Here is a 25,682-nt window from a genome sequence, read left to right on the forward strand (position 1 = left end):
GCATGCGGCGGGTCTGGGTGCGGGAGCTGGCCGGGTGGTTCGGCGCCCTGTCGCTCGCACTTCTCACCGCCGCACAGGTCGCATCATCGGCGCGATCGGAGTTGCTGTTCCGCGACGGAGATTCCCTGATCGTGGCGCTGTTCGCGCGGTCATTCCTTTCCGGTGAACCGCTGAATTGGGCGATGTCGAGCGTGCTCTTCCTTCCCGAATCCGCCGTGTTCTCGGGGCTCGACCTGCTCGTGCCGCTCGACGTGAACGGCCTGCTCGCGGTGAATGCCGTGATCAACATGCTCGCCTTCTACGGTGCGCTTCGGCTCGTGGCCGGTCGCCGGAAGGACGGCGGAGCACCCGTCGCGTGGGCGCTCCTCGGGCTCGCGGTGTTCTGCACCATCGCCGTGACCGAGCTCTCCGCATCGCGCGATGCCCTCGAGCTCGCCTCCCTGCAGCTCACGACGACCTACTACTCGGCCACCGTGATCGCGGTGGTGCTCTCGGTGGGGCTGGTGCGACGCGCGCTCGACCGCGAATCGATGAGCCTCGGTCTTCCGATCGCGCTCGGCGCCACGGCCGCCCTGTCGACGCTGTCGAATCCGCTGTATGCGGCGTGGGCGACGGTTCCGATCGCGGTGTTGCTCGCGATTCTGACCATCCGATCGCGGCAGCGCTTCCGGCTGGCGCTACTGCTCGGTGTGCTCCTGGGCGGCACGGCACTCGGCATCCTCGGACGCATTCCCTTTCGGGCATGGATCGCCAACACGGGCGCCGGCTACGTGCAGCCGGAGCGATGGGCCGAGTCGCTCGGGTACTACGGCGGGCTCGTGGCAGACCGCCTCTCGACCCCCGGCGGGGTGTTCGGCTGCCTGATCGTGCTGGCACTCCTCGTGCTCGCGGTGGTCCGCACGACACGTGCCGTGAGCGAGGGCTCGCGCTTCGTCGCCGCCATTTCCTGGCTCACGCCCGTTCTCGTCGTGATCGGCGCCATCGCCCTCGGCACCCACGCGGCCCGCTACCTGCAGCCCGTCGCGTTCGCGCCCGTTCTGGCCCTGGTCGCCCTGCCGCGCGCGGGGTGGATGCCGTTCCGCCCCCGATCGCTCCTCGCCGCCGTCGCCGCGGTGCTGCTCGCGATCGGCGGCATCCTGAGCATCCCTCGACTCGCTGCGGCCGCCGAGGCCGGCGACCCCGACCTCACCTGCGTCACCGACTGGGTCGGTGCCTCCGGCCGCACCGGAGCCGGTCAGTTCTGGACCGTGCGCCTGCCGAAGCTGCACCTCGACGACCCGGCGCAGCTCGTGCAGGTCGATCACGAACTGCGCGGCTATGCCTGGTTGGTGAACCGTGACGATTTCGGAGTCGGCGAGGTCACGTTCCTCGTGGAGGATGCCCAGTCGATCCCGTGGAACCTGCCCGCGCCGGCCATCCCCGACGAGGTGATCGACTGCGGCCGCTACCGCATCCTCGATCTCGGTGACACGGCGCTTCCGCTCGGCCCGCAGCGCAGCTGACCGCGGCCCCGGAGCCGCGTCGGGGGACGGATCTCAGCGTGCGGCCGGGCCGGTCGTGGTGCCGGCGCGGAAACGGCAGGTGAGATGCTGCGTGATCCCCGGCTCGCCTCGCAGCATGCGCGCGACCTGCTCTCCCGCGGCACGGCCCTTCTCGACGGCCGGCTGCACGCTGGTGGTGAGGGTGAGGTCGCCGAGGCCGTCCAGCGCGATGCCGTCGAAGCCCGCGACGGAGAGGTCCTCCGGGACGCGGAGTCCCAGCTCTTCGGCCGCCCGGATGACGCCGACGGCCAGCAGATCGCTCTGTGCGAGCACTGCGGTCGGCCGGGTGGCGGGGTCCGCGAGCAGCATCCTGCCGACCCGCACGCCTTCGTCGATGAGGCTGCCGGAAGCCGAGATCGCCGGGGCGTCGGGGAACACCTCACGGGTGCCGGCCAACCGGTGGACCGTCACGTCGACGGTCGCGTTCGCGAGGCGCTCCGGGGTGACGGCCGCGCACTCGCGGTCGCTGTCGAGCGGCAGGGTGACCAGCGCGACATCGCGGTGGCCGAGGTCGCGCACGTGCTTCGCGATATCGGCGGAGGCCGCCGCGTTGTCGAGTGTGACCCGCGGGATGGCCTCTCCGGCGTCGCCTTCGATCACGACGACCGGGAGGCCGCGGCCGACGACCACCTCGAGGGATGCCCGGGTGCGTCCGGAGCAGCCGATCAGCACGACGGCATCGACGGGAGCATCGGCGATCGCCGTGCCCTCCCCCGGCTCGTCGCGCATCAGCAGGATGCCGGCGCTGAGTTCGGCGAGGCCGTCGGTGAGGCCGTCCATCATGGCCGTCGTCACGGGGTCGAGGAAGGCCGCGCGCAGGTGTCCTTCGAGCACGACGGCGACGATGCCGCTGCGTCCGCGTCGCAGGGAGGCGGCGCGGGGGTCTGGTCCGGCGTAGCCGAGTTCAGCGGCCGCGGCGAGTACGCGCTCGCGGGTCGCGGGTGCCACCTTCGCCTTGCCGCTGAAGACGACCGAGGCCGTGGACGTGGCCACACCCGCCTCGCGTGCGACGTCGGCGATCGTGGGCCGACGCGGCGTCTCCTGACTGCTCATGCTTCGAGGATAGCTCGCTTCCGTCCCCCCGGGTCGAATCGATTCGATAGGCTGTCCGGCATGGAAGCAGCCCTGACCCGTTCGCAGTTCGTCCGCTGGCGCGCCGCGATCTTCGCCATCTTCCTGGCGAGCGGCCTCTCGATCGCGACCTGGGCGTCGCGCGTGCCGGGGATCAAGCAGGCGCTCGAGCTCGACAACGCGCAGGTCGGGATGCTGCTGCTGGGCATGGGTGTCGCCTCGATCATCGGCATCTCGACGAGCCCCGCGGTGATGGCGCGCACCGGCGCCCGGCGCGGCATGCTGGCGGCGATGCTCTTGTTCGCGCTGGGCATCGCACTCGTGGGCCTCGGCGCGACGGTGTTCGGCTCGGTGGCCGTCGTCCTCCTCGGCATGGCCCTGTTCGGATTCGGCAACGGCTGCGTCGACGTGATGATGAACGTCGAGGCCACCGCGATCGAGCAGCAGATGGGCCGCACGATCCTCCCCGTCTTCCACGCCTTCTTCAGCTTCGGAACCGTCATCGGCGCCGGCATCGGCGCCCTCGCCGCCCACCTCGCGATCGATGTCGCGACGCACGCGGTGTCCATGGGCGTCCTGATCGCCGTGATCGCGGTGGTCTGCTTCTTCCAGGTGCCGGCGCGCGAGGCCGCGCTCGACCCGGAAGACCACGTCAAGCCGCCGTTCCGCGAGCGCATGCACACCGCGCTCGAGGCCTGGCGCGAACCCCGCACCTACCTGATCGGCGTCGTCATGCTCGGCATGTCGTTCGCCGAGGGCGGCGCCAACGACTGGATCGCGCTCGGCACCGAACAGGGTCATGGTTTCGCCGAGGGCACGGGAGCCGTGTCGCTCGCCGTGTTCTCCATCGGGATGACGACGGTGCGCCTGTTCGGCGGCCCCCTCGTCGACCGATTCGGACGCGTCCTGGTGCTGCGCATCCTCGCGGTAGCCGCGGCATCGGGGATCCTGCTGTTCATCCTCGCGCCCACCTTCCCGCTGGTGCTCGTCGGCGCGGCGCTCTGGGGCATCGGGGCCTCTCTCGGCTTCCCTCTCGGCATGTCCGCCGCCGCAGACGACCCGGCCAAGGCGGCGGCTCGCGTGAGCGCGGCCGCCACGATCGGCTACATCTCGTTCCTCGGCGGCCCGCCCGTGCTCGGCGTCATCAGCGAACACATCGGCCTGCTGAACACCCTGTTCATCCTGGTCGCCCTGGTCGTCATGTCGGGACTGTTCTCGGGTGCTGCCCGCCCGCTGCGCGACGACGAGAAGACCCCGGCGGCGAGCGAAGGGCAGCGCTGAGCGCTCAGTCCTCGCGGCCGCGCACGATCGCGGCCGCGTGCGAGCGGCTGCGCGCACCGAGCTTGGTCAGCACGTTCGACACGTGCGTCTTGACCGTGGGCACCGAGATGCGCAGGCGCGCCGCGAGCTGCGCATTCGACCAGCCCTGCAGGATGCCGTCGAGGACCTCCCGTTCGCGGACGGTCAGGTCGGCGTGCTCCGTCGCACTCGATGCCGGTGGCGGTGCCGCCACACCCTGAGCCACGGCGGCGAGCGCGCGTCGCGTCACCCGAGGGTCCAACGCACCCTCTCCGGCAGCGACGGAGCGCACCGCTTGAACGAGTGCGGGGGCATCGACCGTCTTGAGGAGGAAGCCGACGGCACCCGCGCGTATCGCCCCGAGGACGAGCTCATCCTCATCGAAGCTGGTCAGCACGAGCACGTCGCCGAGTCCTCGTTCGACGATCTCCCGTGTGGCGGAGACGCCGTCCCTGCCGGGCATCCGCAGATCCATGAGCACCACGTCGGGTCGCAGGGCCGCCGCGTTGCGCACGGCGACGTCGCCGTCCGCCGCCTCGCCGACCACGGTGATCCCGTGCGCCTCGAGCATGATCCTCAATCCCGCTCTGATGGCGCCGTGGTCGTCGGCGAGCAGTACGGTTGGCGCGCTCATACGCGCACCTCGAGCGGAAGCCGGCCTTCGACGGACCACCCGTCCGGGACGGGGCCCGCCGAGAAGAATCCGCCGAGCGCTCCCACGCGCTCCCGCAGCATCTGCAGACCCCACCCTTCGCCTCCGTGCGCGGCTGCCGCGCTGGCCACACCTCCGCGGGACCGGACCCTCACCTGCACCTCGGCGTTCCGCTCCACGATCTCGATGTCGACCTCGGCGCCGCCCGCGTGCCGGATGCAGTTCGTCAGGGCTTCCCGCACGATGCGGACGACGGCCTGCTCTGCGGCGGCTCCGAGCTCGGGCTCGTCGGCGGCGTCGAAACGGACCACGAGCCCCGCGCGCTCGGCCTCTCGCACGATGCCGTCGAGATCGGCCCAGCGCGGGGTGGGGACGAGGGCGCCGTCGCCGCGACGGAGCACCGAGATCATCGACCGTAGGGCGCCATGGGCGTCCAGGCCCGCATCGCGCACGGCCTGCAGCGCTTCTCGGTCCTTCGTCTGGTCGGGTGCCGTGGAGAGGGCGGCTTCGGCTCGGATCGCCATCGCCATCACGTGGCCGGCCACCACGTCGTGCAGCTCGCGCGCCATCGCCTCGCGCTCGCGCTGCACGGCTTCGGCGCGGTCCCGTTCGGCGACGGCCGCCGCGTCCTCCGCGCGCTGACGGTGCAGCTCGGCCAGCTCCTGCGCCTGTGAGACCGCGACCGCCCACCAGTAGTCCGTGCCGAAGATCGCGCCGAACTGCACCCCGATGAGGACGGCGACCGCGAAGGGCATGTCGGTGAAGAGCCAGGCGACGACGAAGAGGATGACCGTCGCGGCGCTGAGGAGCACCAGAAGAGCGCGCCGGCGACGCGGGCCCGAGAGGAACACCGTCGTCCACAGCACGTCGAGCAGCACGAAGAGCGTCCCGATGCCGCCGACCGTGAGGAGGTCGGCGACGAAGAGGATCGTCACGAGTCCGAGCACGGTCATCGGCAGACGTCGCTTGACGAGCGCGAGCGCACACGCCGGAAGAGCGAAGGCGAGCGCCCACCACGGCGACACCGATCCCGACAGGAGGGAGAACGAGCCCCAGACACCGCGGAATCCGAGCGCGGCCATCACGACCGCGAGGAGCGCCATCCCGGCCGGGTCAGCCCACCCGCGGTGCCGGCGATACCAGGCGCCGATACCGTCGTCGACCTGCTCGTGCATGACCTCATGCAACCACGGCGGGGGTGCGGTCGCATCCGTCGAAGGGATGAGGGGCCCGCGGCGAACGATACTTTCGCCCGATCCCCCGCCTCGCCCGCTCGGGCGACAGTGGGGCCATGGAACTCTTCGGCGGGCTCCCGCTCCCCCTCTCCCTCGCGCTGCTGGCGCTGATCGACGGGCTCAGCGTCGGCACACTCCTCATCCCGGTCTTCCTCCTGCTGCACCCCGGGCGCGTGCGTGCCGGACGCATCCTCCTCTACCTCGTGACGATCGCGGCGTTCTACCTCGTCGTCGGCCTCCTCTTCCTGTGGGGGCTGGTGAACCTCGTCGACGTGGCCTCCGACTTCCTGGCCTCACCGACCGGCCTGGTCGTCCGACTCCTCGTCGGAGCCGCACTCCTCATCACCGCGTTCGTGATGCCGACCGGCGACAAGCAGTCGAAGGAAACTCCCGTGGGGGCGGGGACTCCGTCCGTCGCGGCTGCGCCCCAGGTCTCTCCATGGACGGGGATGCCCGGGCGCGACACCCCTGCTCCGGCGACGCTGACACCACCTCCGCCCTCCCCTGCCGCAGACCAGGCCGGAGCGACGGCGGCTCCTCGCCCCGGACGCATCACACGCTGGCGTGAGCGCCTGCTCGATCCGCGTACCCGTGGCACCGCCGTCATGGCCGTCGCGATCGCCGCCGGGGTGGTGGAGGTCGCCACGATGCTGCCGTACATCGTCGCGATGACGATGCTTGCGGATGCCGCGGTCGACACCCCGCTGCGTGTGCTCTCACTCGCGGGGTACTGCGCCCTGATGATCCTGCCGGCGATCGTCCTGCTCGTCCTGCGCATCGTCGCCGCTCCCCTCGTTCAGCGCCCGCTCGAACGCTTCGTCGCCTGGATGGAGCGCACGGGCGCGGAGAACACCGCCTGGATCATCGGCATCATCGGGTTCCTCATCACCCGCTCCGCAGCCACCGAGCTCGGAATCTTCGAGGCGCTCGGCGGGTTCCTCGGCAACTGATCGTCACGCACCCCGAGGCGGCGAACAACAGGACTCCGACGAAGTAGGCTCGACGGGTGCGTCTCGTCATCGCCCGCTGCTCGGTCGACTACACCGGTCGGCTCAATGCCCATCTCCCGCTCGCCACGCGTCTGCTCGTGCACAAGGGAGACGGGAGTCTGCTCGTGCACTCCGACGGCGGAAGTTACAAGCCGCTGAACTGGATGAGCCCGCCCTGCTCGCTGTCGAGCGAGGAACCGGGCGAGGAGGAGGCGAGCGCCGGCGTCGTCGAGGTGTGGCGCGTCACCCACAAGAAGACGGGCGATGCACTGCGCGTGCAGATCTACGAGATCATCCACGACACCTCCCACGAGCTGGGCCTCGATCCGGGACTCCAGAAGGACGGCGTCGAGGCCGACCTGCAGCGGCTGCTCGCCGAGCAGGTGGAGCGCATCTCCGAGGGCGCCACCCTGGTGCGCCGCGAGTACCCGACGGCCATCGGCCCGGTCGACCTGCTGGTGCGGGATGCCGACGGCGCCGCGATCGCGGTGGAGATCAAGCGCCGCGGCGACATCGACGGCGTCGAGCAGCTGACCCGTTACCTCGAACTGCTCGGCCGCGACCCGCACCTCTCCCCCGTGCAGGGAGTATTCGCGGCACAGGAGATCAAGCCCCAGGCCCGTGTGCTCGCCGAGGACCGCGGCATCCGCTGCCTGGTGCTCGACTACGACGACATGAAGGGCATCGAGTCGGGCATCCCCCGGCTGTTCTGAGCCTCTTCCGTCTGATCCCCGCACGGATCAGCGAGCCGCCATCAGCCGCGGAGCCGGACCCTCGAGTCGCGCGACCGCGATCTTCACCTCGGTCATCTCGAGCTCGACGAGACGGAGCCGCTGATCGACCCGGTCGAACCGTTCATTGAACCGCTTGAACCGTTCATCGACCCGTTCGAAGCGGCGGTCGATGCGATCGAACCGCAGTTCGAGCTTCACATCCTGCGCTTCGAAGCGTGCGTCCATCCGAGCGATCATCCAGCCGCACCCGCTGACGATCGCGACCAGAGTCGCCGCTGCTGTCGCCAGCATCGTGATGACTTCTACCGACACGTACATGCCCCCATTCTGACCTGCAACTCCGCTCTTGTCACGACCTTACATGAGGACATTTCGCCCTCACATAAGGTGTGAGCAAGCTTTTTCGGAGCACAGCTGTGCAGGAGGAATGGCCCTCGCCGCCGGGCCCATAGGCTGGAGGCATGCCCCACTCCCCCTATTCCTGCGTGCTGTGGGACGTCGACGGCACAATCATCGATGCGTCCGTCGGCATCCTCCGCCGACTGAACGTCGCCCTCACCCACTTCGGCCGACCGGCGCCGACGCGTGAGGAACTGGTGCACTGGATCGGGCCGCCCATGTTCCAGTCGTTCCAGGACCAGGCGGGGATGACGCCCGAGGAGTCCCGCGAGGCCGTCACCTTCTATCGCACGCTCGGCAAGGCCGACGGGTACACCACCGATGTGGCGACGTACCCCGGCGTCACCGACCTCATCCACGAACTGGCGGCGGCAGGCATCCCGCAGGCGACGGCCAGCTCGAAGCCGGAGCACCAGGTCGACGCACTCGTCGACCACTTCGGCCTCCGCCCGTCGTTCCAGACGACCGTCGGCGCGACACCCGATGAGGCGACTCTCGCGTCCAAGACCGACATCGTCGCCGAGGCTCTGCGCCGGCTGCGCGAGCTCGGCGCCGACACGTCACGACCGGTGCTCATCGGCGACCGGCACCACGACGTCGAGGGCGGCAAGGCCAACGGCGTCCCCGTGATCTTCGTCGGGTGGGGGTTCAGCGACGCGCACGAGGGCGACGACGCGGAGTTCCGCGTGACGAGCGTGGCCGAACTGCGCGCTCTCCTGATCGACTGACGCCGGCACCGGCGACCCGCGCGCATCCGGGGGTCGCCGTGTCGGCACATCGGAGCACACCGCCAGAAGCACAGAACTCCCCGCCGGATGACGCCGTCATGGCGCTCCGGTCGGGGAGTCCTGTGTATCGCCCGTCTCAGACGGGGCGGATGTTCTCTGCCTGCAGGCCCTTCGGGCCCTGTGCCACGTCGAACTCGACTCGCTGGTTCTCTTCGAGAGACCGGTAGCCGGACGATTCGATGGCGGAGTAATGTGCGAAGACGTCAGCGCCTCCGTCGTCGGGGGAGATGAAGCCGAAGCCCTTCTCCGAGTTGAACCACTTAACCGTGCCCTGGGTGCTCATGTACTGCCTGTTCTGCTGATGAAGAAGCCGACGCAGGGATGCCCCGACATCGCTAACGCTAGTGGAGGAGACCCCGAGGGGAATAGCCGCGGCAAGAAGGTAATCCAAATGTTGCACGAGCGGCACATGGCCGTCATGCGGCGGATTCCAGGGGCGCGCGAGCGGACGACGCCCAGAAAATGGTGTGGCCCTCACCGCGGGGGGAGCGATGAGGGCCGAAGACGACCGGAGGGTGCGTCAAGAACAGCCTAACTCCTTTTCGGAGCGCGTGTCCCCCTTTTGGGGGACAAATCCGAAAATCGGTGTGCAGGACCCGATAGCGACCCCCTCGAGCAGTCCATTGGGGACTGAACTACTCGAGGGGGCCCAATCGCATGCACGGATCGTCTTGCCCCTGGGGTGGGCCGTCCGTCTCCTGGGGAGAGACGGAGACGATCAATCCCCTTGTGCACGCACCTTCACCATAGGGGAGTGCGCACGGTCCCGTCACGGACCTCCTCCGGGTGAGATCGACCCACGTCGGGCACTGCTCCCGGTGCCCGAAAGGACGCGGAGGTAGCCTGATGCGGTGACGCTGCTCAACAAGGACATGACGCTCTGCATCTCGCTGTCGGCGCGGCCGAGCAACAACGGGACGCGCTTCCACAACCACCTCTACGAGGCGCTCGGACTCAACTGGATCTACAAGGCCTTCGCTCCGACCGACCTCGCGCAGGCCATCGCCGGCGTGCGCGGACTCGGCATCCGCGGCTGCGCGATCTCCATGCCGTACAAGGAGGACGTGATCGCGCTGGTCGATCGGATGGACCCCTCGGCGACGGCGATCGATTCGGTCAACACGATCGTGAACGACGCGGGCGTGCTCACGGCGTACAACACCGACTACTCCGCGATCGCGCAGCTGATCACGCGCAAGGAGCTGGATCCCGCAGCCTCCGTACTGCTGCGCGGCTCCGGCGGCATGGCCAAGGCCACCGCAGCCGCCTTCCGCGACGCCGGCTTCACCGACGTCACGATCGTCGCGCGGAACGAGTCGAACGGGCGCGCACTCGCCGACCTGTACGACTTCGCCTGGGCGGCGGAAGTCGGCGATGCGACGGCGGACATCCTCGTCAATGTCACTCCGATCGGGATGGCCGGTGGCGCAGAGGAGCACACGCTCGCGTTCTCGGAGGCGGCGATCGGGGCGGCATCCGTCGTCTTCGACGTCGTCGCGCTGCCCGCGGAGACACCCCTGATCATCGCGGGCCGCGCGGCAGGCAAGACCCTGATCACCGGGGCCGAGGTCGCGACTCTGCAGGCTCTCGAGCAGTTCGTGCTCTACACCGGCATCCGCCCGAGTGTGGAGCAGGTGCAGGCGGCTGAGGAGTTCATGCGCACCGGAACCGCGTGATCGGGAGCCCGATACATCGGTACCCTTGGCGCATGAGCGCCCCTCGCACCGCACGAAGGACCACCATCCGGCGAACACCTGCCGCCCTGGCGACGGCGGCGATCGTCGCGCTGGTGCTGGCGGCCTGCACCGGTGGGGGAGAAGAGCCCACCCCCGACGACAGCCAGGGTTTTCCCGACGACGGCTGCACGCACATCACCGTGGCGACCTCGTCGGAGAAGGTCAACATGCTCGACGAGCTGGCGACCGCGTTCAAGGACTCTCCGGAGCACGACAAGCTCGACACCTGCGCCACCGTGCGTCCGACGAACGTCTCATCCGGCAACGCCGCCCGCTACCTGACATCCGGCGAGGACTGGCCGAGCGACGACCGTGCACTGTGGCCCACTCTGTGGTCGCCCGCATCCACCGTCTGGACCGACCGTGTTGCGGCGGCCGCCTCGCAGAACCTTGTCGGCACACCCGCATCCTTCACCCGCACCCCCGTCGTGTTCGGCATGCCCGAGCCGATGGCCAAGGCGCTCGGCTGGCCGGACAAGCCGATCAGCATCACCGACCTCGAGGGCCTGTGCCAGGACCCCGACGGCTGGGGGAGCGTGGGCAAGGACATCTGGGGCGCCTTCAAGATCTCGAAGACGAACCCGAACACCTCGACCACCGGGCTGTCGACCATCCTGATGCAGTCGTACGAGGCGTCGGGCAAGGCGGAGGGGCTGACCTCGGCTGATGTGGATGCCGCAGCCGACTTCTCCCGCGTGTTCGAGGAGTGCGTGATCCACTACGGCGACACCACGGGCAACGTGCTGTCGACGCTGTACGACGAGACGCAGAACGGCGCCAACGGCTCGGCCTACGTGTCGGCGGTCGCACTCGAGGAGACCTCGCTGCTCAACTACAACAAGGGCAACCCCGACTCGCACACCGTGCAGCCGGGAGAGACCCTGGTCCCGCCGAAGACCAAGCTGGTCGCCGTGTACCCGGAGGGCGGCTCGATGTGGTCGGACAACCCTGTCACCGTGCTCGGTGCCGACTGGGTGACGCCGGAGCAGCGCACGGCGGGTGAGGCCTTCGCCGCGTTCCTGCAGACCGAGGCCGCGCAGACGATCCTTCCCGAGTACGGTTTCCGTCCGCTCGACGAATCGGTCCCGCTGGGCGACCTGTTCACCGCGAACTTCGGTGTCGATCCCGCACAGCCCACCGTGACGCTGCCGAAGCCCGAGGTCGACGTGATCTCCACCGCGATCGACCAGTGGACGCAGGTTCGCAAGCCCTCATCCGTGCTCGAGCTCATCGACATCTCCGGCTCGATGGACGAGCCGATCGGCGACGGACGCTCCCGGCTCGACGGGGCGATCCAGGGCGCACAGTCGACGCTCGACCATTTCCGCTCCACCGACGAGGTCGGCGTCTGGGCGTTCACCACCGGCGTCTCCTCCGACGAGGGCGAGAGCATCCAGGTGCTTCGCGGGGTCACGCCTCTGGGGGCCGACGGCGAGAAGCTCGACTCCTCCCTCGACGACCTCCGTTACGCCGAGCGCAACGGCACACCGCTGTACGACGCGGTGCTCACCGCGTACGAGGCCATGAGCGAGCGGGCAGAGCCCGGACGGATCAACGCGATCGTGGTGCTCTCGGACGGTGAGGACACGGACTCCACGACTTCACTCGACTCGCTGATCGCGAAGATCGGCAAGAGCACGAAGGAGGGCGGCACCGACGCCCCGGTGCGGATCTTCCCGATCGCGTACAGCTCGGCCGCAGACACCTCGGTGCTGCAGCGGATCGCCGACGCCACCGGGGGCCAGATGTTCGACGCGTCGGACGCCGAGCGCATCGACCTCGTCTTCGCCTCCGTGATCAACAACTTCTGAGGTGGGAATGATCATCGTCGCGGCATCCGACCTGAGCGGGGTCACCGACACTGTCGCCGGCGCTCTGCAATCGGAGAACGTCTACGTGGCCCCCGAGGTGAAGGGCGGAGACGCTCTGACCGCCGCGCTCACCGATGTCCTTCCCGCTGACGGCTCGATCGCCGTCGTGGTGCTGCCGACGGATGCCGATCTCGGCGCCGCATTCGACCTCGAACTGCTCAACCGGATCACCAAGGAGGCCCCGCAGAAGACCGTGGTGCTCGCCATCGGGGACGACCTCCAAGCCGCGTCGACAGCCATCGAAACCACAGAGGCGCTGCGGATCGCCAACGAGAACGAGGCAGCGGCGGGCGACACCCAGACCGCTCTCGTCGAGACCGTACAGCAGATCGTCGAAGAGACCCCCTCCTCTCCGGGTGCGAGCGGCACCGGTGGAGGAGCGGACTGGTTGCTGCCCGTCGTGATCAGCGGCGCCGTCCTGCTCGCGGCCGGCGGCACGGCGATCGGACTGCTCGCCCGACGCCGTCGCACGCCGAAGACCGCGGCGGATCCGGTTCCTCGCGGCATCCGCCTGCGGGTGAACCGACTGCGCGAGCTGCGGGTCGACTACGCGAACCTGCCGAACAACCCGGTGGCCGCGGAGACGGCCGCGGGCATCGACGCGCTCGCCTCACACGTCGAGCAGCTCTTCGTGCGACTCGACGCCAAGGCAGAGACCGACCAGGTCGCTCTGGCCGAGGCGGAGTACTCCGATAAGCTCGCCCGCCTCGTCGCCGCGCTGGAGCCCGACTATCTGCTCGACCTGCTCACCCGGCCCGACCTGTGGGATGCGCCGGAGGAACGGATCGCCGAGGTGCGCGAGGCGCTGGCGGCGGTGACGACGCAGATCGTCGACAACATCAAGCAGGTCAACGCCCGCAAGGGACTGCTGTTCCAGGTGTCGCTCGACTCGCTCATCGGGCGCTCCGAGCTGCGCGACTGGGAGCGGCAGTTCAAGAAGAACTCGGGGGAGTGATCCCGCCCGCGTTCCTGTCGTCGCCTCCCGCTCGCCCCTCGGCGAGGTAGGCGAGCCGGTGCAGCGTCTCGGCGTTGCGCCAGCGCAGCATCGGCGTGGTGAGGAATCGGGGGATGAGGGCGGCCGGCCCCTTCACGGGTTCCTCGTCGATGCGCACCTGACACCCGGATGCCGTCGTGCGCGCGCGCAGCGTGACCTTGGCCTCGCCCATCGGCCAGCCGCGCGCGGTGAGCACCATCCGGTGCGGCGGATCCCACTCCTGCACCTCGGTCCTGTCATCGAGCAGCGCCGGCCACACACCGAAGGAATGATGCAGCTGCGTGCCGACCTCGGGCCAGGAGGCGTCGACGTCGCGCATGCGCGAGGCTCCGACCACCCATCCGGGATACAGCCAGCCGTTCGCGAGCACGCGGAACACGTCTTCCGTGGTGCAGGTCAGGTCACGAGTGTTCGTCGCCATGATTCCTCCGTCCGCGATCATCCTGCACGCCCGGAGACGACCGCAGAAGACGCTTGACACGGGCGGCTGCGCGTCTGTCAACCCGGTTGGCTGTGCCGCATCCCTCGACGAACGTGGGCCGTCACGGACCGATGATCGGAGGACACCATGAAGGCACTCACCTGGCAGGGCAAGCGCAACGTGACCGTCGAGGAGGTCGCCGATCCGGTCATCCAAGAACCCACGGACGCCATCATCCGTGTCACCTCCTCCGCGATCTGCGGATCGGATCTGCACCTGTACGAGTTGCTCGGGCCGTTCCTCGACCGCGGAGACATCCTGGGCCATGAGCCGATGGGCGTCGTCGTCGAGGTCGGTGCGGGCGTTACGACGCTGTCGGTCGGCGACCGCGTGGTGATCCCGTTCAACATCTCGTGCGGCGAGTGCTTCCTCTGCCGGCGCGGACTGCAGTCCCAGTGCGAGACCACGCAGGTGCGGGAGTACGGCAGCGGGGCGGCACTGTTCGGGTACACGAAGCTCTACGGCCAGGTGCCGGGCGGGCAGGCCGAGTATCTGCGGGTGCCGCTCGCCGACTACAACCACATCCCCGTAGCGTCCGACCTTCCCGACGAGCGCTACCTCTTCCTCAGCGACATCCTCCCCACGGCCTGGCAGGGCGTCGAGTACGCGCAGGTTCCGGAGGGCGGGACGCTCGCCGTGATGGGCCTCGGGCCGGTCGGACAGTTCGTCTCGCGCATCGGACGGCATCGCGGGTATCGGGTGCTCGCGGTCGATCCGGTGCCGGAGCGGCGGGCGATGGCCGAGCGCCACGGCATCGAGACGTTCGACCTGACCGACACCGTCGTCGAGGAGCTGCGGGATCTGACCGAGGGGCGCGGCGCCGACTCGGTGGTGGATGCCGTGGGACTCGAGGCGCACGGCAACTCGGGAGTCGAGTTCCTGCAGAAGGCGGTCGGGCTGCTTCCCGACCCGGCCGCGCGACAGGTGTTCGACAAGGCCGGGGTCGACCGGCTCGCCGCCGTCTATGCCTCGATCGATATCGTGCGCCGGGGCGGAACCGTGTCGCTGAGCGGTGTGTACGCGGGGGACGCCGACATCATGCCCATGAAGACCCTCTTCGACAAGCAGATCACCCTGCGCATGGGGCAGTGCAACGTGAAGAACTGGGTCGACGACCTGCGGCCGCTCGCGGAGGATGCCGCCGATCCGCTGGGCGTCATGGACCTGACCACCCATCACGCACCGCTCGACGATGCGCCCGACCTCTACCGCACGTTCCAGAAGAAGGAGGACGGCTGCATCAAGGTCGTGCTGCATCCGTCGACCGTCTGAGGGGCCCCGCAGCGATCCCGGCGAAGCAACCCAGGTTGACACGGCGACCACGAGCAACGTAGGTTGACAGACATGGAATCCCTCGATGTCGCACAGATCGCCGCGGACACGACAGACCCCCGTGCGGGACTGCGGGCGGTCGCCTCCCTGCGCACCCTCGCCGATGCCCTCGAACTGCGCCAGGTCGAAGCCGGATTGCGCTCCGGCATGAGCTGGCAAGCCATCGCCGACGCCCTGGGTGTGACCAGGCAGGCCGTGCACAAGAAGCACTCGAAGCGGATCGATCCGACCATCGTCGTCCCCCGGAGGAACTCATGAGCCGGTTCATCGACGCCGCCAGCACGATGCATGCCCTGTCACTGGCCGCGATGGAGGAGGCCTCCCGCTTCGGAGTTCGTGATGCCGACATCGATCACCTCCTGCTCGCCCTGACGATCGACCCCGACACCGGTGGGCAGATCCTGCGCAGCATGGGCGCGGGCCTGAACGCGGCGCGTGCGGCCGTGACTGCCCAGCACGCGACTCAGCTCGACCTCGTGGGCATCGCCTCCGACACGGACAGCACCGGTCGCATCGTGTTCCACGAGACCTCGGGCTACGAATGGACCGAACGGGCGATCGCGGTGTGGAAAGAGGCGTCGAGTGGAGGTCGCCGGGGTGACTCCGCAGCGGTGCTGCGTGCACTCGTGGACGAGCCGAGCGGCCTCATCGAGGCGATCCTGCGACGACTCGACATCGATCCGGATGCGCTGCGGTCCCGCCTCGACGACGCGCGGCGATTCGGCCTCTCGCGGCGCCCGACATTCACCGAGAACACCTTCTCCGGCACGCGTGCGGTCTTCGTGCCCGCGTCGCTCGACGACGTGTGGGAACTGCTGTCGTCGGCGACCCGTATCCCCGAGTGGGACCATGTGGTCGACGAGGTCGACGCGCCCGCAGCACCCACGGGCCCCTGGGAGGCGAGGACGAGGACCACCGCTCGTGACGGCAAGCCGATTCCCGTCAAGGATCCCGTCCGGCGACAGCTGGTCCATCTCGATCGGTCCGAGGACCGGGCGTTCGTCACCTGGCGCTTCACGTATCCCGACTCCGACAACGGAGTCCCGCGAGTGGTGGCCTTCGCGCTCGAACATGCCGCGGGCGGAATGCAACTTCGGGTGACCCTCACATGGGAGACCGTCCCGCGCCGCCGCCGGGTCCTCCGTCGCGTCCGCCGCGCACTGCTGGGACCGATCCTCCGGCTCCTCGTCTACATCCAGCTCACCCAGATCGAGAGCGGCATCACCCGCGTCTTCCGGTGAGGGACGGAGTCGGCGGATGCATCACCGCCCACACGAGGATGCATCCGCCGTGGTCGAATCCGATCAGCCCTTGGCGCCCTTACGCGGCTTGATGAACTCGGCTGGTGCGTTCTTCTCCCGCTTCGCAGCGCGCTTCTCCTTGAGCGATAGCTGCGGCGTCTTCTTGCTGTCGCGACCCTGGATGGACTTTCCGGACATGGTTACTCGCTTCCCCTTCGGTGGCTGGCGTAACCTCCGACCATAGCCCGGAACCACAGGAAGTCAAATTTCCGCGTGACCGGGAAAAAAGTACTCTTCTTCAACCTCCTGCTCGCGTGCCGCGAAGGAGGGCGTAGGCCCCCAGCACCGGCATCCATCCGGGCGCCGATCGACCGTCGTCGGTGAGCAGCAGGACGTACCCCGACTCCTCCGCCGCGCGCCCCCAGCCCGGGGGGAGGGCGGTCAATCGGTCGGCGATGAGACTCGGGCGCCCGCCGAGGCCACGAAGGTCGTGCACCACCAGACCCCGATCGCCTCGGAACTCGACTCCGACTCCGTTCACGGGAGCGAGCGGTCCGTCGAACGGCGGCTCGAGCGTGCTCCAGCCGTGTTCGCGCAGATGATCCGCCGCTTCCTCCGCATCATCGTCAGGCATTCGGAACAGCATCGCCGCGATCGGCTGGTCACCGCCCCCCAGCACCAGGAATCGGCATGCCAGGCGCGGCAGCGAAGCCCGCCTCCGTCGGGCGTGACGAACCGCGGTGATGCCGACCGCGATCGCAAAGGCTCCGAGCGCGCCCTGAAAGCCGCCGAGGACGAACCCGAGTACGACGCCGGACGCACACAGTCCGAAAGCCACACTCGGGCGCCATGGATCAGCGCCTCGGGTCGTCGGCATTCCCGGTGCCCAGCATCTCGGTCTCTCGCCCGGCATCGACCGCGTGCTCATCGGATCCGCGCTTCGCGTGCGCATCGACCGCGTCGATGTCGGCCTGTGTGAGTGGCACCAGACGGTCCTCGAAGAACCAGCGCGACACGGCCGAGCGCACGTTCTCGGTCCACGGGATACGCCCCTTCGCATTCGGGCGCACCACCAGAGGCTCATACCCTTCGACGTCGATCAGCTTCCATCGGTCGTACTCGTCGACCGGCTGATGCACCTCGACGAACTCGCCACCCGGCAGACGGACGATGCGCCCCGACTCGAAGCCGTGCAGCACAATCTCGCGGTCCTTCTTCTGCAGCGCGATGCAGATGCGCTTCGTGACGAAGTATCCGAGGATCGGGCCCAGGAACAGCAGCGCCTGCAGCGAGTGGATGACGCCTTCCATCGTGAGCATGAAGTGCGTTGCGATGAGGTCGGACGATGCCGCAGCCCAGAGCACCGCGTAGAAGATCATGCCCGCCACGCCGATCGCCGTGCGGGTCGCCGCGTTGCGCGGACGCTCAGCGATGTGGTGCTCGCGCTTGTCGCCCGTGACCCACGCCTCGATGAACGGGTAGATCGCGACCGTGACGATGAACAGCCCCATGACGGCGACGGGAACGATGATTCCGAACGACCAGGTGCGGTCGAACATCACGACATCCCAGTTCGGCGGCGCGAGCCTGAGTGCCCCGTCAGCGAAGCCGATGTACCAGTCCGGCTGCGTGCCGGCCGAGATCGGCGAGGGGTCATACGGTCCGTAGATCCAGAAGGGCAGGATCTGGAAGAACGTGCCGAGGAGCACGATGACCCCGAAGACGATGAAGAAGAAGCCGCCCATCTTCGCCGCGTAGACCGGCATCATCGGGTAGCCCACGACGTTGGCGTTCGTGCGGCCGGGGCCGGCGAACTGCGTGTGCTTGTTGATGATCATCAGCATCAGGTGCACCACGATCAGCGCGATCACGAGCATCGGCAGGATGAGGATGTGCAGGGTGTAGAGCCGGCCGATGATGTCGGTTCCTGGGAACTCGCCGCCGAAGAGCATGAACGAGGTCCAGGTGCCGATCAGGGGGAGGCCCTTGATCATGCCGTCGATGATGCGCAGACCGTTGCCCGAGAGCAGATCGTCCGGCAGGGAGTAACCCGTGAAGCCCTCCGCCATCGCCAGGATGAACAGCACGAAACCGATCACCCAGTTGAGCTCACGCGGCTTGCGGAACGCTCCCGTGAAGAACACGCGAAGCATGTGGAGCCCGATGCCGGCCACGAACACGAGCGCCGCCCAGTGGTGGATCTGCCTCACCAGGAGTCCACCGCGGATGTCGAACGAGATGCGCAGCGCCGAATCGAACGCCGCGGTCATCTCCATCCCGCGCATCGGCGCATACGCACCCGTGTAGTGGGTCGGCACCATCGACGCCTGGAAGAAGAACGTCAGGAAGGTGCCGGAGATGAACACCACCACGAACGCCCATAGTGCGATCTCACCGAGCATGAACGACCAGTGGTCGGGGAAGACCTTGCGGCTCAGCTCCTTGAGGAGTCCGGAGACGCTGGTGCGCTCGTCGATGTAGTTCGAGGCGGCGCCGACGAAGCGTCCGCCGAGGGGCGGTGCCTTCTTCGGGGCCGTCTGGTCGAGAGTCGGAGACTCACGGGGCATGGTGCGATCCTCTTCGGTCGTGGCTGGCCAGGGAGCTCTGAGGCTGCGCATGCAGAACCGCCCGCGATCGGCCGGCAGCACGAGTTGGCTGCCGCGACGCGCGAGGAAGAGGCGTCCGCGAGGGACGACGGGGAGGATGCGGGACGGTTCCACACGCAAATGGCAACACGAGACGACCTTCTGGTCAGTCTTGTCGCTTTGCGGGTACTGCGCCCTCGTCCGCAGGTTCGTTTCATGAACCTGCCGCCAAGCTACCAGAGAACGCGACGGCCTGCCCGAGCCCTGGCACCAGGAGGAGCCTGCCCCCGATTTGCTACCCTGGAGAAAGCACGATCACGACGGAGGACGACCTCCGACGGTGAGACAGACCGGGGACGGCCCCGAGGGGAGTCTCCCGTGAATCATCCGTCCGTCTGGCCCATCTGGGTCGTATCCCGCGAACCGCGGGCCGCCTGCGCCACACTCGCGCTGTGCTTCGTCGCGTTCACGATGGTCAGCGCCGCAGCGCTCTCCGTCGGGCCTCGCGGTATCTGGCTCGAACTCGTTCTTTCCGCAGGATTCCTCGTGTGGGCGGTCGCGCAGTGGGCCTGCGTGGAGCGCCGCCGGCACCGTGAATCGCAGTTCCGCCGCGACGTGGAGCGCTACATCCACGCCCTCTCCCACTCCTCCTCGGAGTGACCCCCCTGCGGTCGAGTCCGAGGTCACCCTCCGACCTCGACCGCGTACCATCAGATGCAGTGCGCTGACACGGCGCTGCGACCGGGACGACCCGGTCGTGGTTATCATTCGGGGACGGCCCCACCTCGAAGGAGTCCGGCGATGTCACGCACGGAGCTTAAGCAGTTGATCGGACCGACGGACATCGTCCGCGTCGCACTCGGATGGGGAGCATTCGCGGCCCTGCTCCTGCTCCACCCGGTGCTGGCGCCGCCTGTGCCCGGCCCTGTCCTCATCATCGCGCTCGGGGCGATCATCGCCGTGATCCTCGTCTGCGCATTCGGCGTGGTGAAGCAGGCCGAGGCCCTCGCACATCGACTCGGCGACCCCTACGGATCCCTCGTCCTGACGCTCTCGATCGTGCTGATCGAGGTCATCCTGATCTCGGCCGTCATGCTCGGACCGGGCGAGCATGCGACCATCGCCCGCGACTCGGTGATGGCCGTCGCGATGATCATCATGAACCTCGTCATCGGTCTGGCGCTCCTCCTCGGCGGGCTCCGCCACCGCGGCATGGCCCACAACCGCACCGGCACCTCGGCCTACCTGTCGATGCTGGTGGTGCTGGTCGCCCTCGCGTTCGGACTCCCTGCGCTCATCGGGACGGACGGTTCGTACACGACGGGGCAGGAGATCCCCATCATCGTGCTCACCCTCGTGCTGTACGCGTTCTTCCTCTACCGGCAGATGGGTGCGCAGGCGAGCGACTTCACTGAGGTCGATCCGCGGCTGGTGCAGAGCGCCGCGCGTCAGGAGAAGGCGGAGGCAACCGGCGGGATCCGGCAGGTGCTGGCCGAGCACCGCACGGAGGTCCTCGTCCGCCTCGCGCTGCTGGTGGTCACCGTCATCCCCATCGTGCTCCTGTCGCACGACATGGCGGCGCTGCTCGACGACGGACTGGGCCGCCTCGGCGCTCCGGTCGCCCTCGCCGGCGTGGTCATCGCGGGAATCGTGTTCCTGCCGGAGTCGATCACCGCGGTGCGCGCCGCTCTCGGTGGCGAAGCCCAGCGCGTGAACAACCTCGGCCTCGGAGCGCTGGTCTCCACCGTCGGCCTGACGATTCCTGCAGTCCTGATCATCGGGATGCTCACCGGTCAGACGGTCGTCCTGGCGGAGTCTCCGGCGAACCTGCTGATGCTCGGCGTCACGCTGCTGCTCTCCGTGACCACGTTCGCGGCGAAGCGGGTGACCGCGATGCACCGCGCCGCGCACCTGGTGACGTTCGCGGTCTACGTGATCGTCCTGTTCGGCTGACGGTTCGGATGCCTGCGGGCATAGGGGATCGCGATGTTCACGCTCCGTGGCGGCGAACCGTGACGCGAGAAACAGTTGCCTCAGGCAACTAAAGGCGTAGACTGACGGCATGACGGTCGCAGACGGTGTCGCAGGCATCCATGTCGCGCTCGTCCGGGTCGTCTCCGAGTGGACCGAGAGCGACGTCCAGGCCTCGGTGGCGGAAGGCGTCGGCGTCGCACTCGACCCCACCGGCATCCGCGCCGTCTATCTGATCGGCCTCAACGGCGGGGCGATGGGGTTCGGGCAGCTCGCCGAGCATGGATCGATATCGCGCCCGACCGCGTCGAAACTGGTCTCCCGCCTGGAGCTGCAGGGCATCGTCGACCGGGTACGCTCCGGACGCACGGTCGAGGTGCGACTGACCGATGCCGGAACGCAGGCCTACGCACGCCTCGTCGCCGCCGGGCATCGCATGGTCGACGACGCACTGGCCGGCTGGGATCCGCGTGAGGTCGAGCAGTTCCAGTCGCAGCTCTCGCGCTTCGTCGTCGCCCTGTCCCGCACGAGCATGCAGCCGTCTCACGACGTCTCCACCGACGTCGCCATCCCCCAGGAGGAAACATGACACGCACGTACATCGTCACCGGCGCCGCCTCCGGCATCGGTGCAGCCACCACCGAGCTGCTGCGCAAGCAGGGCCACACCGTGATCGGCGTCGACCTCGCCGGCACCGAGGTCGAAGGCGACCTGTCGACCCCCGATGGCCGCAGGGCGGCGGCGGATGCGGCCATCACGGCCGCCGGCGGCATGATCGACGCGGTCATCGCGTGCGCGGGGATCGCCGCGCCGGTCTCGAAGACGATGGCCATCAACTACTTCGGCGTGACCGAGTTCCTGGAAGCGCTTCAACCGACGTTGAGCCTCGCCGACCAGCCCCGCGCCGCCGTGGTCTCGTCCATGGCCTCCCTGCAGCCGGTGTCGGCCGAACTCGTCGACGCCGCGCTGAGCGGCGACGAGACGCTGGCACTGTCGATCGGCGACCAGCTCGCGACCACCCCGGAGGCCGGATTCCTGAACTACTCGTCGAGCAAGCGTGCTCTCTCGCGCTGGGTCCGGCGCGAGTCGGTGTCCGCGGCCTGGGCCGGCGCCGGCATCCCCCTCAATGCGGTTGCTCCCGGCACGGTCACCACGCCGATGACGGCAGGACTGCTCGGGAACCCGGAAGGTCTGGCGCAGGTCGACGCCGCGGTGCCGATGCCGCTCAACTACCACCAGCCGGCATCCTCTATCGCCGAGCTGCTGGTGTGGTTGACGAGCCCTGCCAACACCCACATGGCCGGCCAGACCATCTATTGCGACGGGGGCGCCGACGCAGTGCTCCGCGGCGACGACATCTGGTCTTGGAACGACACTCCGCGCGGCTGACGCGCAGGGGATGACTGGGCCCGATCCGCAGCGGATCGGGCCTTTTCGCATTTCAGTGTCTCTGTTATTTTGAATGACTCAAAATAACGTGATACGGTCAGAGGGAACCGGACGGCCAGATCGTCCTTCCTGCGTCGACATCCGACAGTCTTCGGGAAGGCCCCTGGCCGCAGGACCGCGCGCCGTCCATCGGGGGCACTTCACCCCAGGGCTATTCGGCGTGCCCGCGCACGAGACCGAGTGCACCCGCATTCGACAGCGTCCGGCGAGACGAGAGGAAACGCTGATGGAAGAGACCCGAACCGGCTGGAAACCGAGCCCGGTGTTCAGCTCGATGCCGCACTCGATGGGCCGTGGCTCACGCGAAGACATCGTCTGGGAGGCGCTCGAACGCGTCAACGGAAAGCCGACACCCACGATGGGCGCCATGCAGGCCGCCATGGGGAACGAGTCGCAGATCCGTCTCGTGCACGATGTGATCCGCGCCTACCTCGACGCACACGATCTCCGCGATCTCGCCGAGCTGGGCGCCCGTGCCGGGGGTGCCGCGTGAAGGCCCGGCCGGGGCAGGCCGACCTGACCCTGCGCATCCGCCCGGCGGACCTGTGCCGCACGCCGCCGAAGAGCCCGGGCGCCGACCAGTTCATCGCCCATCTCGGCTCGACCGGACTCGGCAGCGTCTCCTACATCGTCGGGCGCCGTGATCCCGAGGCGCCCCGATGGATCGTGCTCGCCTACGCCGACGACGCGCATGAGCGAGTGTGGCGACGAGCGTGTGCGCACGCAGACGGTGTGCTGTCCTACGCCCTCGTCGAGGACGACTCCTCGAACGGGTACCTCAGCGTCGCCTGAGGGGAAGGCCCTGGGTTCCGGTCATCCTCCGAAGACGACCACTGAACCGGACCGCGACCTGGCGGCCCGGAGCGCCACGGCGCCCAGCGCTCCGGTGGCGAGGATGCGCACCAGGGTCAGCACGTTCGAGACGAGGATCATCGCGCCTTGGTCGGTCACACTGCCGGACATGAAGGCGACCTCGAGCAGTGACCCGAGGACAACGGCGGCGAGCGCGATCGCAGGAATGAGCCTCCAGGGGCTCGGCAGCGCACTGCGGAGGATGCCGGCGACGATCGCACCGCTCAGCCCCAACTTGACGAGGGCGTTCAGATAGAGCGGTGCCGCCGAGGTGATGCCGAATGAAGCGGTCAGCACCGGTGGAGCCACAGGAAGCCAGACCGCGAGGAGGAAGAGCGAGATGATCGCGACCCTCGGCAGGCGGAGGGTGTGGTCGTGGCGCACAGCCCCGACGCCGGCGGCGACGAGCGCGAGGCTGAAGGCCAGGGTTGCCGCGGTCGAGATCCCGATGAGAGCATCCAGGTCAAGCGAACCGGGAAGACTGCGGAACGCGGCCAGCAGTGCCGAGGCGATGAACAGCGCTCCGGATGCCAGCCACCACGGCGACCACCGCGACGGTGCATCTTCGACCCCGATCACCGGGGAATCAGGTCCACTCATCGTTCACCGCTTCATCGTCCAGGGGCAGGGCCTGCGTTCCACCCTGTCAGAAACCGCAGAGTATCGCCCTAAAGCCCGGACCGAGGGCCCACCGGGCTGACTCCCTCGCGAAGGCAGGACGCACTCACCTCACGACGCGGGTGTTCCCACTGGTCAGCGGCGCACCGTCGGCGCCGAGGGGCGCGGATGCGACTACCCGCTCGCCCGCAGCATCGACGAGAGTCGAATGAGATTCCCCGGCGGCGAAGGCATGGCGCTCTCCCCAGCCCCGCAGGGCGAGGATCACCGGGAAGAACTCTTCGCCGGCCGGGGTGAGCTCGTAGTGCTTGCGCTTGGCCGGGGGAGCATCGACCTGCTCGATGATCCCGTACGCGGCGAGGCGGCGGAGCCTGTCGGCGAGCATGTTGCGGGCGATGCCCGTGCGCTTCTGGAAGTCGGTGAACGTGCGGGCGCCGTCCATCGCGTCGCGGATGATCAACATGCTCCAGCGGTCGCCGACGAGGTCGACGGTGCGCGCGACGGGACAGGTCGGATCGGTCCATTGCGGACGATCGGGGGCATCGCTCATGAGATCTCCAAGAGTTGCAATATGCAACCATTATGCCCTACCGTCACTTTGGTAGCAATTTGCAACCAAAGGAACGATGTGACTCTCCGGATGAAGACACTGCTGGCCGCCATCTGCGCCGTCGCGGTCGCGACGGTCTATGCCGCGCAGCCCGTGCTCGGCGAGATCGGGAAGAGCCTTCAGGTGCCGACCGATGCGCTCGGCTGGCTGGTGTCGGCGGGGCAGCTGGGTTACCTCATCGGCCTCGTCCTGCTCGTACCGCTGGGCGACCGCTTCGACAGGCGACGCCTGATTCCTCTCCATCTGGGCCTGGTGGGCATCGGGATGCTCGCGGTCGCACTCGCTCCGGCCGCGTGGGTGGCGTTCGCCGGATTGGCGTTCGCCGGGCTGTTCGCTGTGGTCGTGCAGACGACGGTGGCCTACGCCGCAGCAGTGTCCGAACCCGGCGAGCGCGGACGGAACCTGGGCTTCGTGACGTCGGGCGTGGTGGTCGGCATCCTCGGCTCGCGGCTGATCGCCGGCATGATGGCCGATCTCTGGGGGTGGCGCAGCATCTACGTCCTGCTCGCGGCGCTCTCCCTCCTGCTGGGGGCCGCAGCGCTTCGACTGCTGCCCGTCGATGTGCGCCCGCCATCCCGCCACCACAGCGTCCTCGTCGGCGGCATCGGTCGGCTGCTCACCGAACCGGCCTTCCTCAGCCGGGGCGTGATCGCCTTCTTCCTCTTCGCCTCGTTCGGAACGCTCTGGAGCGGGATGGCGCTGCCCCTGTCCGAGGCGCCCTGGCACCTCACGGAGACCCAGATCGGACTCTTCGGCCTGGCCGGCCTGACGGGTGCTCTGGGCGCCGTTCGCGCGGGCCACTGGGCTGACGGCGGTAAGGCGAATCGCGTGACCGGTCTGGCCCTCGTCGCACTGGTCGCCTCCTGGGTGCTGATCGCACAGCTCCCGTGGTCACTGATGCTGCTGATCGTCGGCATCGTCGTGCTCGACTTCGCCGTTCAGGCCGTGCACGTCAGCAACCAGCACACCCTCACCACGCTGCATCCGGATCGGGTCTCGACGACCATCGGCGGGTACATGGTCTTCTACTCGCTGGGGTCTGCCGTCGGCGCCGTCACCACGACGGTCTCCTTCAGCGCGTGGGGATGGGCCGGATCCTCGATCCTGGGCGCGGTGTTCGCCGCCGCGGCTCTCGTCGCGTGGGGACTCGGACTTCCCTTCGTCCGGAAGCCCCGGAGTGGCGAGCCGGACTCGGCACGCCACTCGGGCTCGGTCACGCACCGGGAGTGACCGG

The 25,682-nt window shown here is 68.6% G+C and carries 29 protein-coding genes and 1 riboswitch; of the genes, 18 read left to right on the forward strand and 11 right to left on the reverse strand.

The window, feature by feature from the left end; translation table 11 throughout:
- The first annotated feature begins 2 nt into the window (after positions 1–2).
- Complete coding sequence (locus J7E45_RS09850; protein WP_215068863.1) at positions 3–1,502, forward strand: hypothetical protein; 1,500 nt, start codon at positions 3–5, stop codon at positions 1,500–1,502.
- Positions 1,503–1,535: 33 nt separating this feature from the next.
- On the opposite strand, the gene J7E45_RS09855 is transcribed toward J7E45_RS09850, so the two are convergent.
- Positions 1,536–2,594: a LacI family DNA-binding transcriptional regulator gene (locus J7E45_RS09855; protein WP_091028274.1), complete on the reverse strand. Its 1,059-nt coding sequence runs from the start codon at positions 2,592–2,594 to the stop codon at positions 1,536–1,538.
- Positions 2,595–2,654: 60 nt separating this feature from the next.
- On the opposite strand from J7E45_RS09855, the gene J7E45_RS09860 reads away from it, so the two are divergent.
- Positions 2,655–3,893, forward strand: a complete 1,239-nt coding sequence (locus J7E45_RS09860; protein WP_215068865.1) for an MFS transporter — start codon at positions 2,655–2,657, stop codon at positions 3,891–3,893.
- A gap of 4 nt (positions 3,894–3,897) precedes the next feature.
- On the opposite strand, the gene J7E45_RS09865 is transcribed toward J7E45_RS09860, so the two are convergent.
- Both J7E45_RS09865 and J7E45_RS09870 read right to left on the reverse strand, forming a co-directional pair.
- Positions 3,898–4,545 carry a response regulator transcription factor gene (locus tag J7E45_RS09865; RefSeq protein ID WP_215068867.1) on the reverse strand — a complete coding sequence of 216 codons (648 nt, stop codon included), beginning with the start codon at positions 4,543–4,545 and terminating at the stop codon, positions 3,898–3,900.
- Positions 4,542–5,738, reverse strand: a complete 1,197-nt coding sequence (locus J7E45_RS09870) for a sensor histidine kinase (RefSeq protein ID WP_091028265.1) — start codon at positions 5,736–5,738, stop codon at positions 4,542–4,544. Before J7E45_RS09870 ends, J7E45_RS09865 begins: the two co-directional genes overlap by 4 nt.
- A gap of 116 nt (positions 5,739–5,854) precedes the next feature.
- Here J7E45_RS09870 and J7E45_RS09875 point away from each other — a divergent pair, with 116 nt between their 5' ends.
- Together J7E45_RS09875 and nucS are read left to right on the forward strand one after the other, a co-directional pair.
- Positions 5,855–6,748, forward strand: a complete 894-nt coding sequence (locus J7E45_RS09875) for a GAP family protein (RefSeq protein WP_215068869.1) — start codon at positions 5,855–5,857, stop codon at positions 6,746–6,748.
- Between the two features lie 56 nt (positions 6,749–6,804).
- Positions 6,805–7,500, forward strand: coding sequence for an endonuclease NucS (gene nucS / locus J7E45_RS09880; protein WP_029264137.1), 696 nt, complete (start codon positions 6,805–6,807; stop codon positions 7,498–7,500).
- A 27-nt stretch (positions 7,501–7,527) separates the two neighbouring features.
- On the opposite strand, the gene J7E45_RS09885 is transcribed toward nucS, so the two are convergent.
- Entirely contained in the window at positions 7,528–7,839 is a 312-nt protein-coding gene (locus J7E45_RS09885; protein ID WP_215068871.1) for a response regulator, read from the reverse strand.
- A gap of 143 nt (positions 7,840–7,982) precedes the next feature.
- Between J7E45_RS09885 and J7E45_RS09890 the strand changes: the two genes are divergently transcribed.
- Complete coding sequence (locus J7E45_RS09890; RefSeq protein WP_215068873.1) at positions 7,983–8,648, forward strand: HAD hydrolase-like protein; 666 nt, start codon at positions 7,983–7,985, stop codon at positions 8,646–8,648.
- Positions 8,649–8,784: 136 nt separating this feature from the next.
- On the opposite strand, the gene J7E45_RS09895 is transcribed toward J7E45_RS09890, so the two are convergent.
- Entirely contained in the window at positions 8,785–8,991 is a 207-nt protein-coding gene (locus J7E45_RS09895) for a cold-shock protein (RefSeq protein WP_028501254.1), read from the reverse strand.
- 568 nt (positions 8,992–9,559) lie between these two features.
- Here J7E45_RS09895 and J7E45_RS09900 point away from each other — a divergent pair.
- Genes J7E45_RS09900 through J7E45_RS09910 form a run of 3 tightly spaced genes read left to right on the forward strand, consistent with a single transcriptional unit; the run spans position 9,560 to position 13,270 of the window.
- Positions 9,560–10,384, forward strand: coding sequence for a shikimate 5-dehydrogenase (locus J7E45_RS09900; RefSeq protein ID WP_308162095.1), 825 nt, complete (start codon positions 9,560–9,562; stop codon positions 10,382–10,384).
- 32 nt (positions 10,385–10,416) lie between these two features.
- Positions 10,417–12,255 (forward strand): substrate-binding and VWA domain-containing protein, encoded by a 1,839-nt coding sequence (locus J7E45_RS09905; protein WP_215068875.1) that lies wholly within the window; start codon positions 10,417–10,419, stop codon positions 12,253–12,255.
- 1 nt (position 12,256) lies between these two features.
- A complete protein-coding gene (locus J7E45_RS09910; RefSeq protein WP_215068877.1) occupies positions 12,257–13,270 on the forward strand; it encodes a hypothetical protein in 1,014 nt (337 codons plus the stop codon).
- Here J7E45_RS09910 and J7E45_RS09915 read toward each other — a convergent pair.
- A complete protein-coding gene (locus tag J7E45_RS09915; protein ID WP_215068879.1) occupies positions 13,248–13,730 on the reverse strand; it encodes an SRPBCC family protein in 483 nt (160 codons plus the stop codon). The genes J7E45_RS09910 and J7E45_RS09915 overlap by 23 nt on opposite strands.
- A 147-nt stretch (positions 13,731–13,877) precedes the next feature.
- Here J7E45_RS09915 and J7E45_RS09920 point away from each other — a divergent pair, with 147 nt between their 5' ends.
- The 3 genes from J7E45_RS09920 to J7E45_RS09930 all read left to right on the forward strand — a co-directional run bounded on the left by J7E45_RS09920 (position 13,878) and on the right by J7E45_RS09930 (position 16,363).
- Positions 13,878–15,062, forward strand: a complete 1,185-nt coding sequence (locus J7E45_RS09920; RefSeq protein ID WP_215068881.1) for an alcohol dehydrogenase catalytic domain-containing protein — start codon at positions 13,878–13,880, stop codon at positions 15,060–15,062.
- A 72-nt stretch (positions 15,063–15,134) separates the two neighbouring features.
- Positions 15,135–15,380 carry a hypothetical protein gene (locus J7E45_RS09925; protein WP_091028239.1) on the forward strand — a complete coding sequence of 82 codons (246 nt, stop codon included), beginning with the start codon at positions 15,135–15,137 and terminating at the stop codon, positions 15,378–15,380.
- Positions 15,377–16,363, forward strand: a complete 987-nt coding sequence (locus J7E45_RS09930; RefSeq protein WP_215068883.1) for a Clp protease N-terminal domain-containing protein — start codon at positions 15,377–15,379, stop codon at positions 16,361–16,363. The genes J7E45_RS09925 and J7E45_RS09930 overlap by 4 nt, the downstream gene beginning before the upstream one ends.
- A gap of 63 nt (positions 16,364–16,426) precedes the next feature.
- Here J7E45_RS09930 and J7E45_RS18060 read toward each other — a convergent pair whose 3' ends face one another.
- From J7E45_RS18060 to J7E45_RS09940, 3 genes are all read right to left on the reverse strand, one after another.
- Entirely contained in the window at positions 16,427–16,561 is a 135-nt protein-coding gene (locus tag J7E45_RS18060) for a hypothetical protein (RefSeq protein WP_258131296.1), read from the reverse strand.
- 100 nt (positions 16,562–16,661) lie between these two features.
- Positions 16,662–17,201, reverse strand: coding sequence for a hypothetical protein (locus J7E45_RS09935; protein WP_215068885.1), 540 nt, complete (start codon positions 17,199–17,201; stop codon positions 16,662–16,664).
- A 16-nt stretch (positions 17,202–17,217) separates the two neighbouring features.
- A complete protein-coding gene (locus J7E45_RS09940; protein ID WP_215068887.1) occupies positions 17,218–18,930 on the reverse strand; it encodes a ubiquinol-cytochrome c reductase cytochrome b subunit in 1,713 nt (570 codons plus the stop codon).
- Between the two features lie 179 nt (positions 18,931–19,109).
- Positions 19,110–19,175: riboswitch (guanidine-III (ykkC-III) riboswitch) on the reverse strand.
- A gap of 151 nt (positions 19,176–19,326) precedes the next feature.
- Between J7E45_RS09940 and J7E45_RS09945 the strand changes: the two genes are divergently transcribed.
- The 6 genes from J7E45_RS09945 (at position 19,327) to J7E45_RS09970 (ending at position 23,160) form a co-directional block, all read left to right on the forward strand.
- Positions 19,327–19,608 (forward strand): hypothetical protein, encoded by a 282-nt coding sequence (locus tag J7E45_RS09945; protein WP_215068889.1) that lies wholly within the window; start codon positions 19,327–19,329, stop codon positions 19,606–19,608.
- A 141-nt stretch (positions 19,609–19,749) separates the two neighbouring features.
- Positions 19,750–20,901 carry a calcium:proton antiporter gene (locus tag J7E45_RS09950; RefSeq protein WP_215068891.1) on the forward strand — a complete coding sequence of 384 codons (1,152 nt, stop codon included), beginning with the start codon at positions 19,750–19,752 and terminating at the stop codon, positions 20,899–20,901.
- Positions 20,902–21,010: 109 nt separating this feature from the next.
- Positions 21,011–21,508, forward strand: coding sequence for a MarR family winged helix-turn-helix transcriptional regulator (locus tag J7E45_RS09955; RefSeq protein WP_215068893.1), 498 nt, complete (start codon positions 21,011–21,013; stop codon positions 21,506–21,508).
- The gene (locus J7E45_RS09960; protein WP_091028228.1) at positions 21,505–22,308 is read left to right on the forward strand and encodes an SDR family oxidoreductase; all 804 of its coding nucleotides are present in this window, start codon (positions 21,505–21,507) and stop codon (positions 22,306–22,308) included. Before J7E45_RS09955 ends, J7E45_RS09960 begins: the two co-directional genes overlap by 4 nt.
- Before the next feature lie 286 nt (positions 22,309–22,594).
- Positions 22,595–22,861 (forward strand): hypothetical protein, encoded by a 267-nt coding sequence (locus J7E45_RS09965; RefSeq protein WP_167633083.1) that lies wholly within the window; start codon positions 22,595–22,597, stop codon positions 22,859–22,861.
- A complete protein-coding gene (locus J7E45_RS09970) occupies positions 22,858–23,160 on the forward strand; it encodes a hypothetical protein (protein WP_215068895.1) in 303 nt (100 codons plus the stop codon). The genes J7E45_RS09965 and J7E45_RS09970 overlap by 4 nt, the downstream gene beginning before the upstream one ends.
- 21 nt (positions 23,161–23,181) lie before the next feature.
- Here J7E45_RS09970 and J7E45_RS09975 read toward each other — a convergent pair whose 3' ends face one another.
- Positions 23,182–23,820 carry a hypothetical protein gene (locus tag J7E45_RS09975; protein WP_215068897.1) on the reverse strand — a complete coding sequence of 213 codons (639 nt, stop codon included), beginning with the start codon at positions 23,818–23,820 and terminating at the stop codon, positions 23,182–23,184.
- Between the two features lie 124 nt (positions 23,821–23,944).
- On the reverse strand, positions 23,945–24,388 hold the full coding sequence (locus J7E45_RS09980) for a helix-turn-helix domain-containing protein (RefSeq protein WP_215068898.1): 444 nt from the start codon (positions 24,386–24,388) through the stop codon (positions 23,945–23,947).
- A 90-nt stretch (positions 24,389–24,478) separates the two neighbouring features.
- Between J7E45_RS09980 and J7E45_RS09985 the strand changes: the two genes are divergently transcribed.
- Positions 24,479–25,678 carry an MFS transporter gene (locus J7E45_RS09985; protein WP_251053601.1) on the forward strand — a complete coding sequence of 400 codons (1,200 nt, stop codon included), beginning with the start codon at positions 24,479–24,481 and terminating at the stop codon, positions 25,676–25,678.
- Positions 25,679–25,682 lie beyond the last annotated feature (4 nt).

Origin of the sequence: Microbacterium sp. ISL-59, from assembly GCF_018613945.1 — a bacterium.
GTDB lineage: Bacteria > Actinomycetota > Actinomycetes > Actinomycetales > Microbacteriaceae > Microbacterium > Microbacterium oxydans_B.

Excerpts from the sequence above, each read along its gene's own strand:
- J7E45_RS09955 (WP_215068893.1), top strand. The coding sequence starts at position 21,011 with ATGACGGTCGCAGACGGTGTCGCAGGCATCCATGTCGCGCTCGTCCGG.
- J7E45_RS09895 (WP_028501254.1), bottom strand. The coding sequence starts at position 8,991 with ATGAGCACCCAGGGCACGGTTAAGTGGTTCAACTCGGAGAAGGGCTTC.
- J7E45_RS09930 (WP_215068883.1), top strand. The coding sequence starts at position 15,377 with ATGAGCCGGTTCATCGACGCCGCCAGCACGATGCATGCCCTGTCACTG.
- J7E45_RS09855 (WP_091028274.1), bottom strand. The coding sequence starts at position 2,594 with ATGAGCAGTCAGGAGACGCCGCGTCGGCCCACGATCGCCGACGTCGCA.
- J7E45_RS09975 (WP_215068897.1), bottom strand. The coding sequence starts at position 23,820 with ATGAGTGGACCTGATTCCCCGGTGATCGGGGTCGAAGATGCACCGTCG.
- J7E45_RS09980 (WP_215068898.1), bottom strand. The coding sequence starts at position 24,388 with ATGAGCGATGCCCCCGATCGTCCGCAATGGACCGATCCGACCTGTCCC.
- J7E45_RS09940 (WP_215068887.1), bottom strand. The coding sequence starts at position 18,930 with ATGCCCCGTGAGTCTCCGACTCTCGACCAGACGGCCCCGAAGAAGGCA.
- J7E45_RS09850 (WP_215068863.1), top strand. The coding sequence starts at position 3 with ATGCGGCGGGTCTGGGTGCGGGAGCTGGCCGGGTGGTTCGGCGCCCTG.
- J7E45_RS09875 (WP_215068869.1), top strand. The coding sequence starts at position 5,855 with ATGGAACTCTTCGGCGGGCTCCCGCTCCCCCTCTCCCTCGCGCTGCTG.
- J7E45_RS09965 (WP_167633083.1), top strand. The coding sequence starts at position 22,595 with ATGGAAGAGACCCGAACCGGCTGGAAACCGAGCCCGGTGTTCAGCTCG.
- J7E45_RS18060 (WP_258131296.1), bottom strand. The coding sequence starts at position 16,561 with ATGTCCGGAAAGTCCATCCAGGGTCGCGACAGCAAGAAGACGCCGCAG.
- J7E45_RS09905 (WP_215068875.1), top strand. The coding sequence starts at position 10,417 with ATGAGCGCCCCTCGCACCGCACGAAGGACCACCATCCGGCGAACACCT.
- J7E45_RS09890 (WP_215068873.1), top strand. The coding sequence starts at position 7,983 with ATGCCCCACTCCCCCTATTCCTGCGTGCTGTGGGACGTCGACGGCACA.
- J7E45_RS09865 (WP_215068867.1), bottom strand. The coding sequence starts at position 4,545 with ATGAGCGCGCCAACCGTACTGCTCGCCGACGACCACGGCGCCATCAGA.
- J7E45_RS09950 (WP_215068891.1), top strand. The coding sequence starts at position 19,750 with ATGTCACGCACGGAGCTTAAGCAGTTGATCGGACCGACGGACATCGTC.
- J7E45_RS09985 (WP_251053601.1), top strand. The coding sequence starts at position 24,479 with ATGAAGACACTGCTGGCCGCCATCTGCGCCGTCGCGGTCGCGACGGTC.
- J7E45_RS09860 (WP_215068865.1), top strand. The coding sequence starts at position 2,655 with ATGGAAGCAGCCCTGACCCGTTCGCAGTTCGTCCGCTGGCGCGCCGCG.
- J7E45_RS09960 (WP_091028228.1), top strand. The coding sequence starts at position 21,505 with ATGACACGCACGTACATCGTCACCGGCGCCGCCTCCGGCATCGGTGCA.
- J7E45_RS09885 (WP_215068871.1), bottom strand. The coding sequence starts at position 7,839 with ATGTACGTGTCGGTAGAAGTCATCACGATGCTGGCGACAGCAGCGGCG.
- J7E45_RS09870 (WP_091028265.1), bottom strand. The coding sequence starts at position 5,738 with ATGCACGAGCAGGTCGACGACGGTATCGGCGCCTGGTATCGCCGGCAC.
- J7E45_RS09920 (WP_215068881.1), top strand. The coding sequence starts at position 13,878 with ATGAAGGCACTCACCTGGCAGGGCAAGCGCAACGTGACCGTCGAGGAG.
- J7E45_RS09925 (WP_091028239.1), top strand. The coding sequence starts at position 15,135 with ATGGAATCCCTCGATGTCGCACAGATCGCCGCGGACACGACAGACCCC.
- J7E45_RS09915 (WP_215068879.1), bottom strand. The coding sequence starts at position 13,730 with ATGGCGACGAACACTCGTGACCTGACCTGCACCACGGAAGACGTGTTC.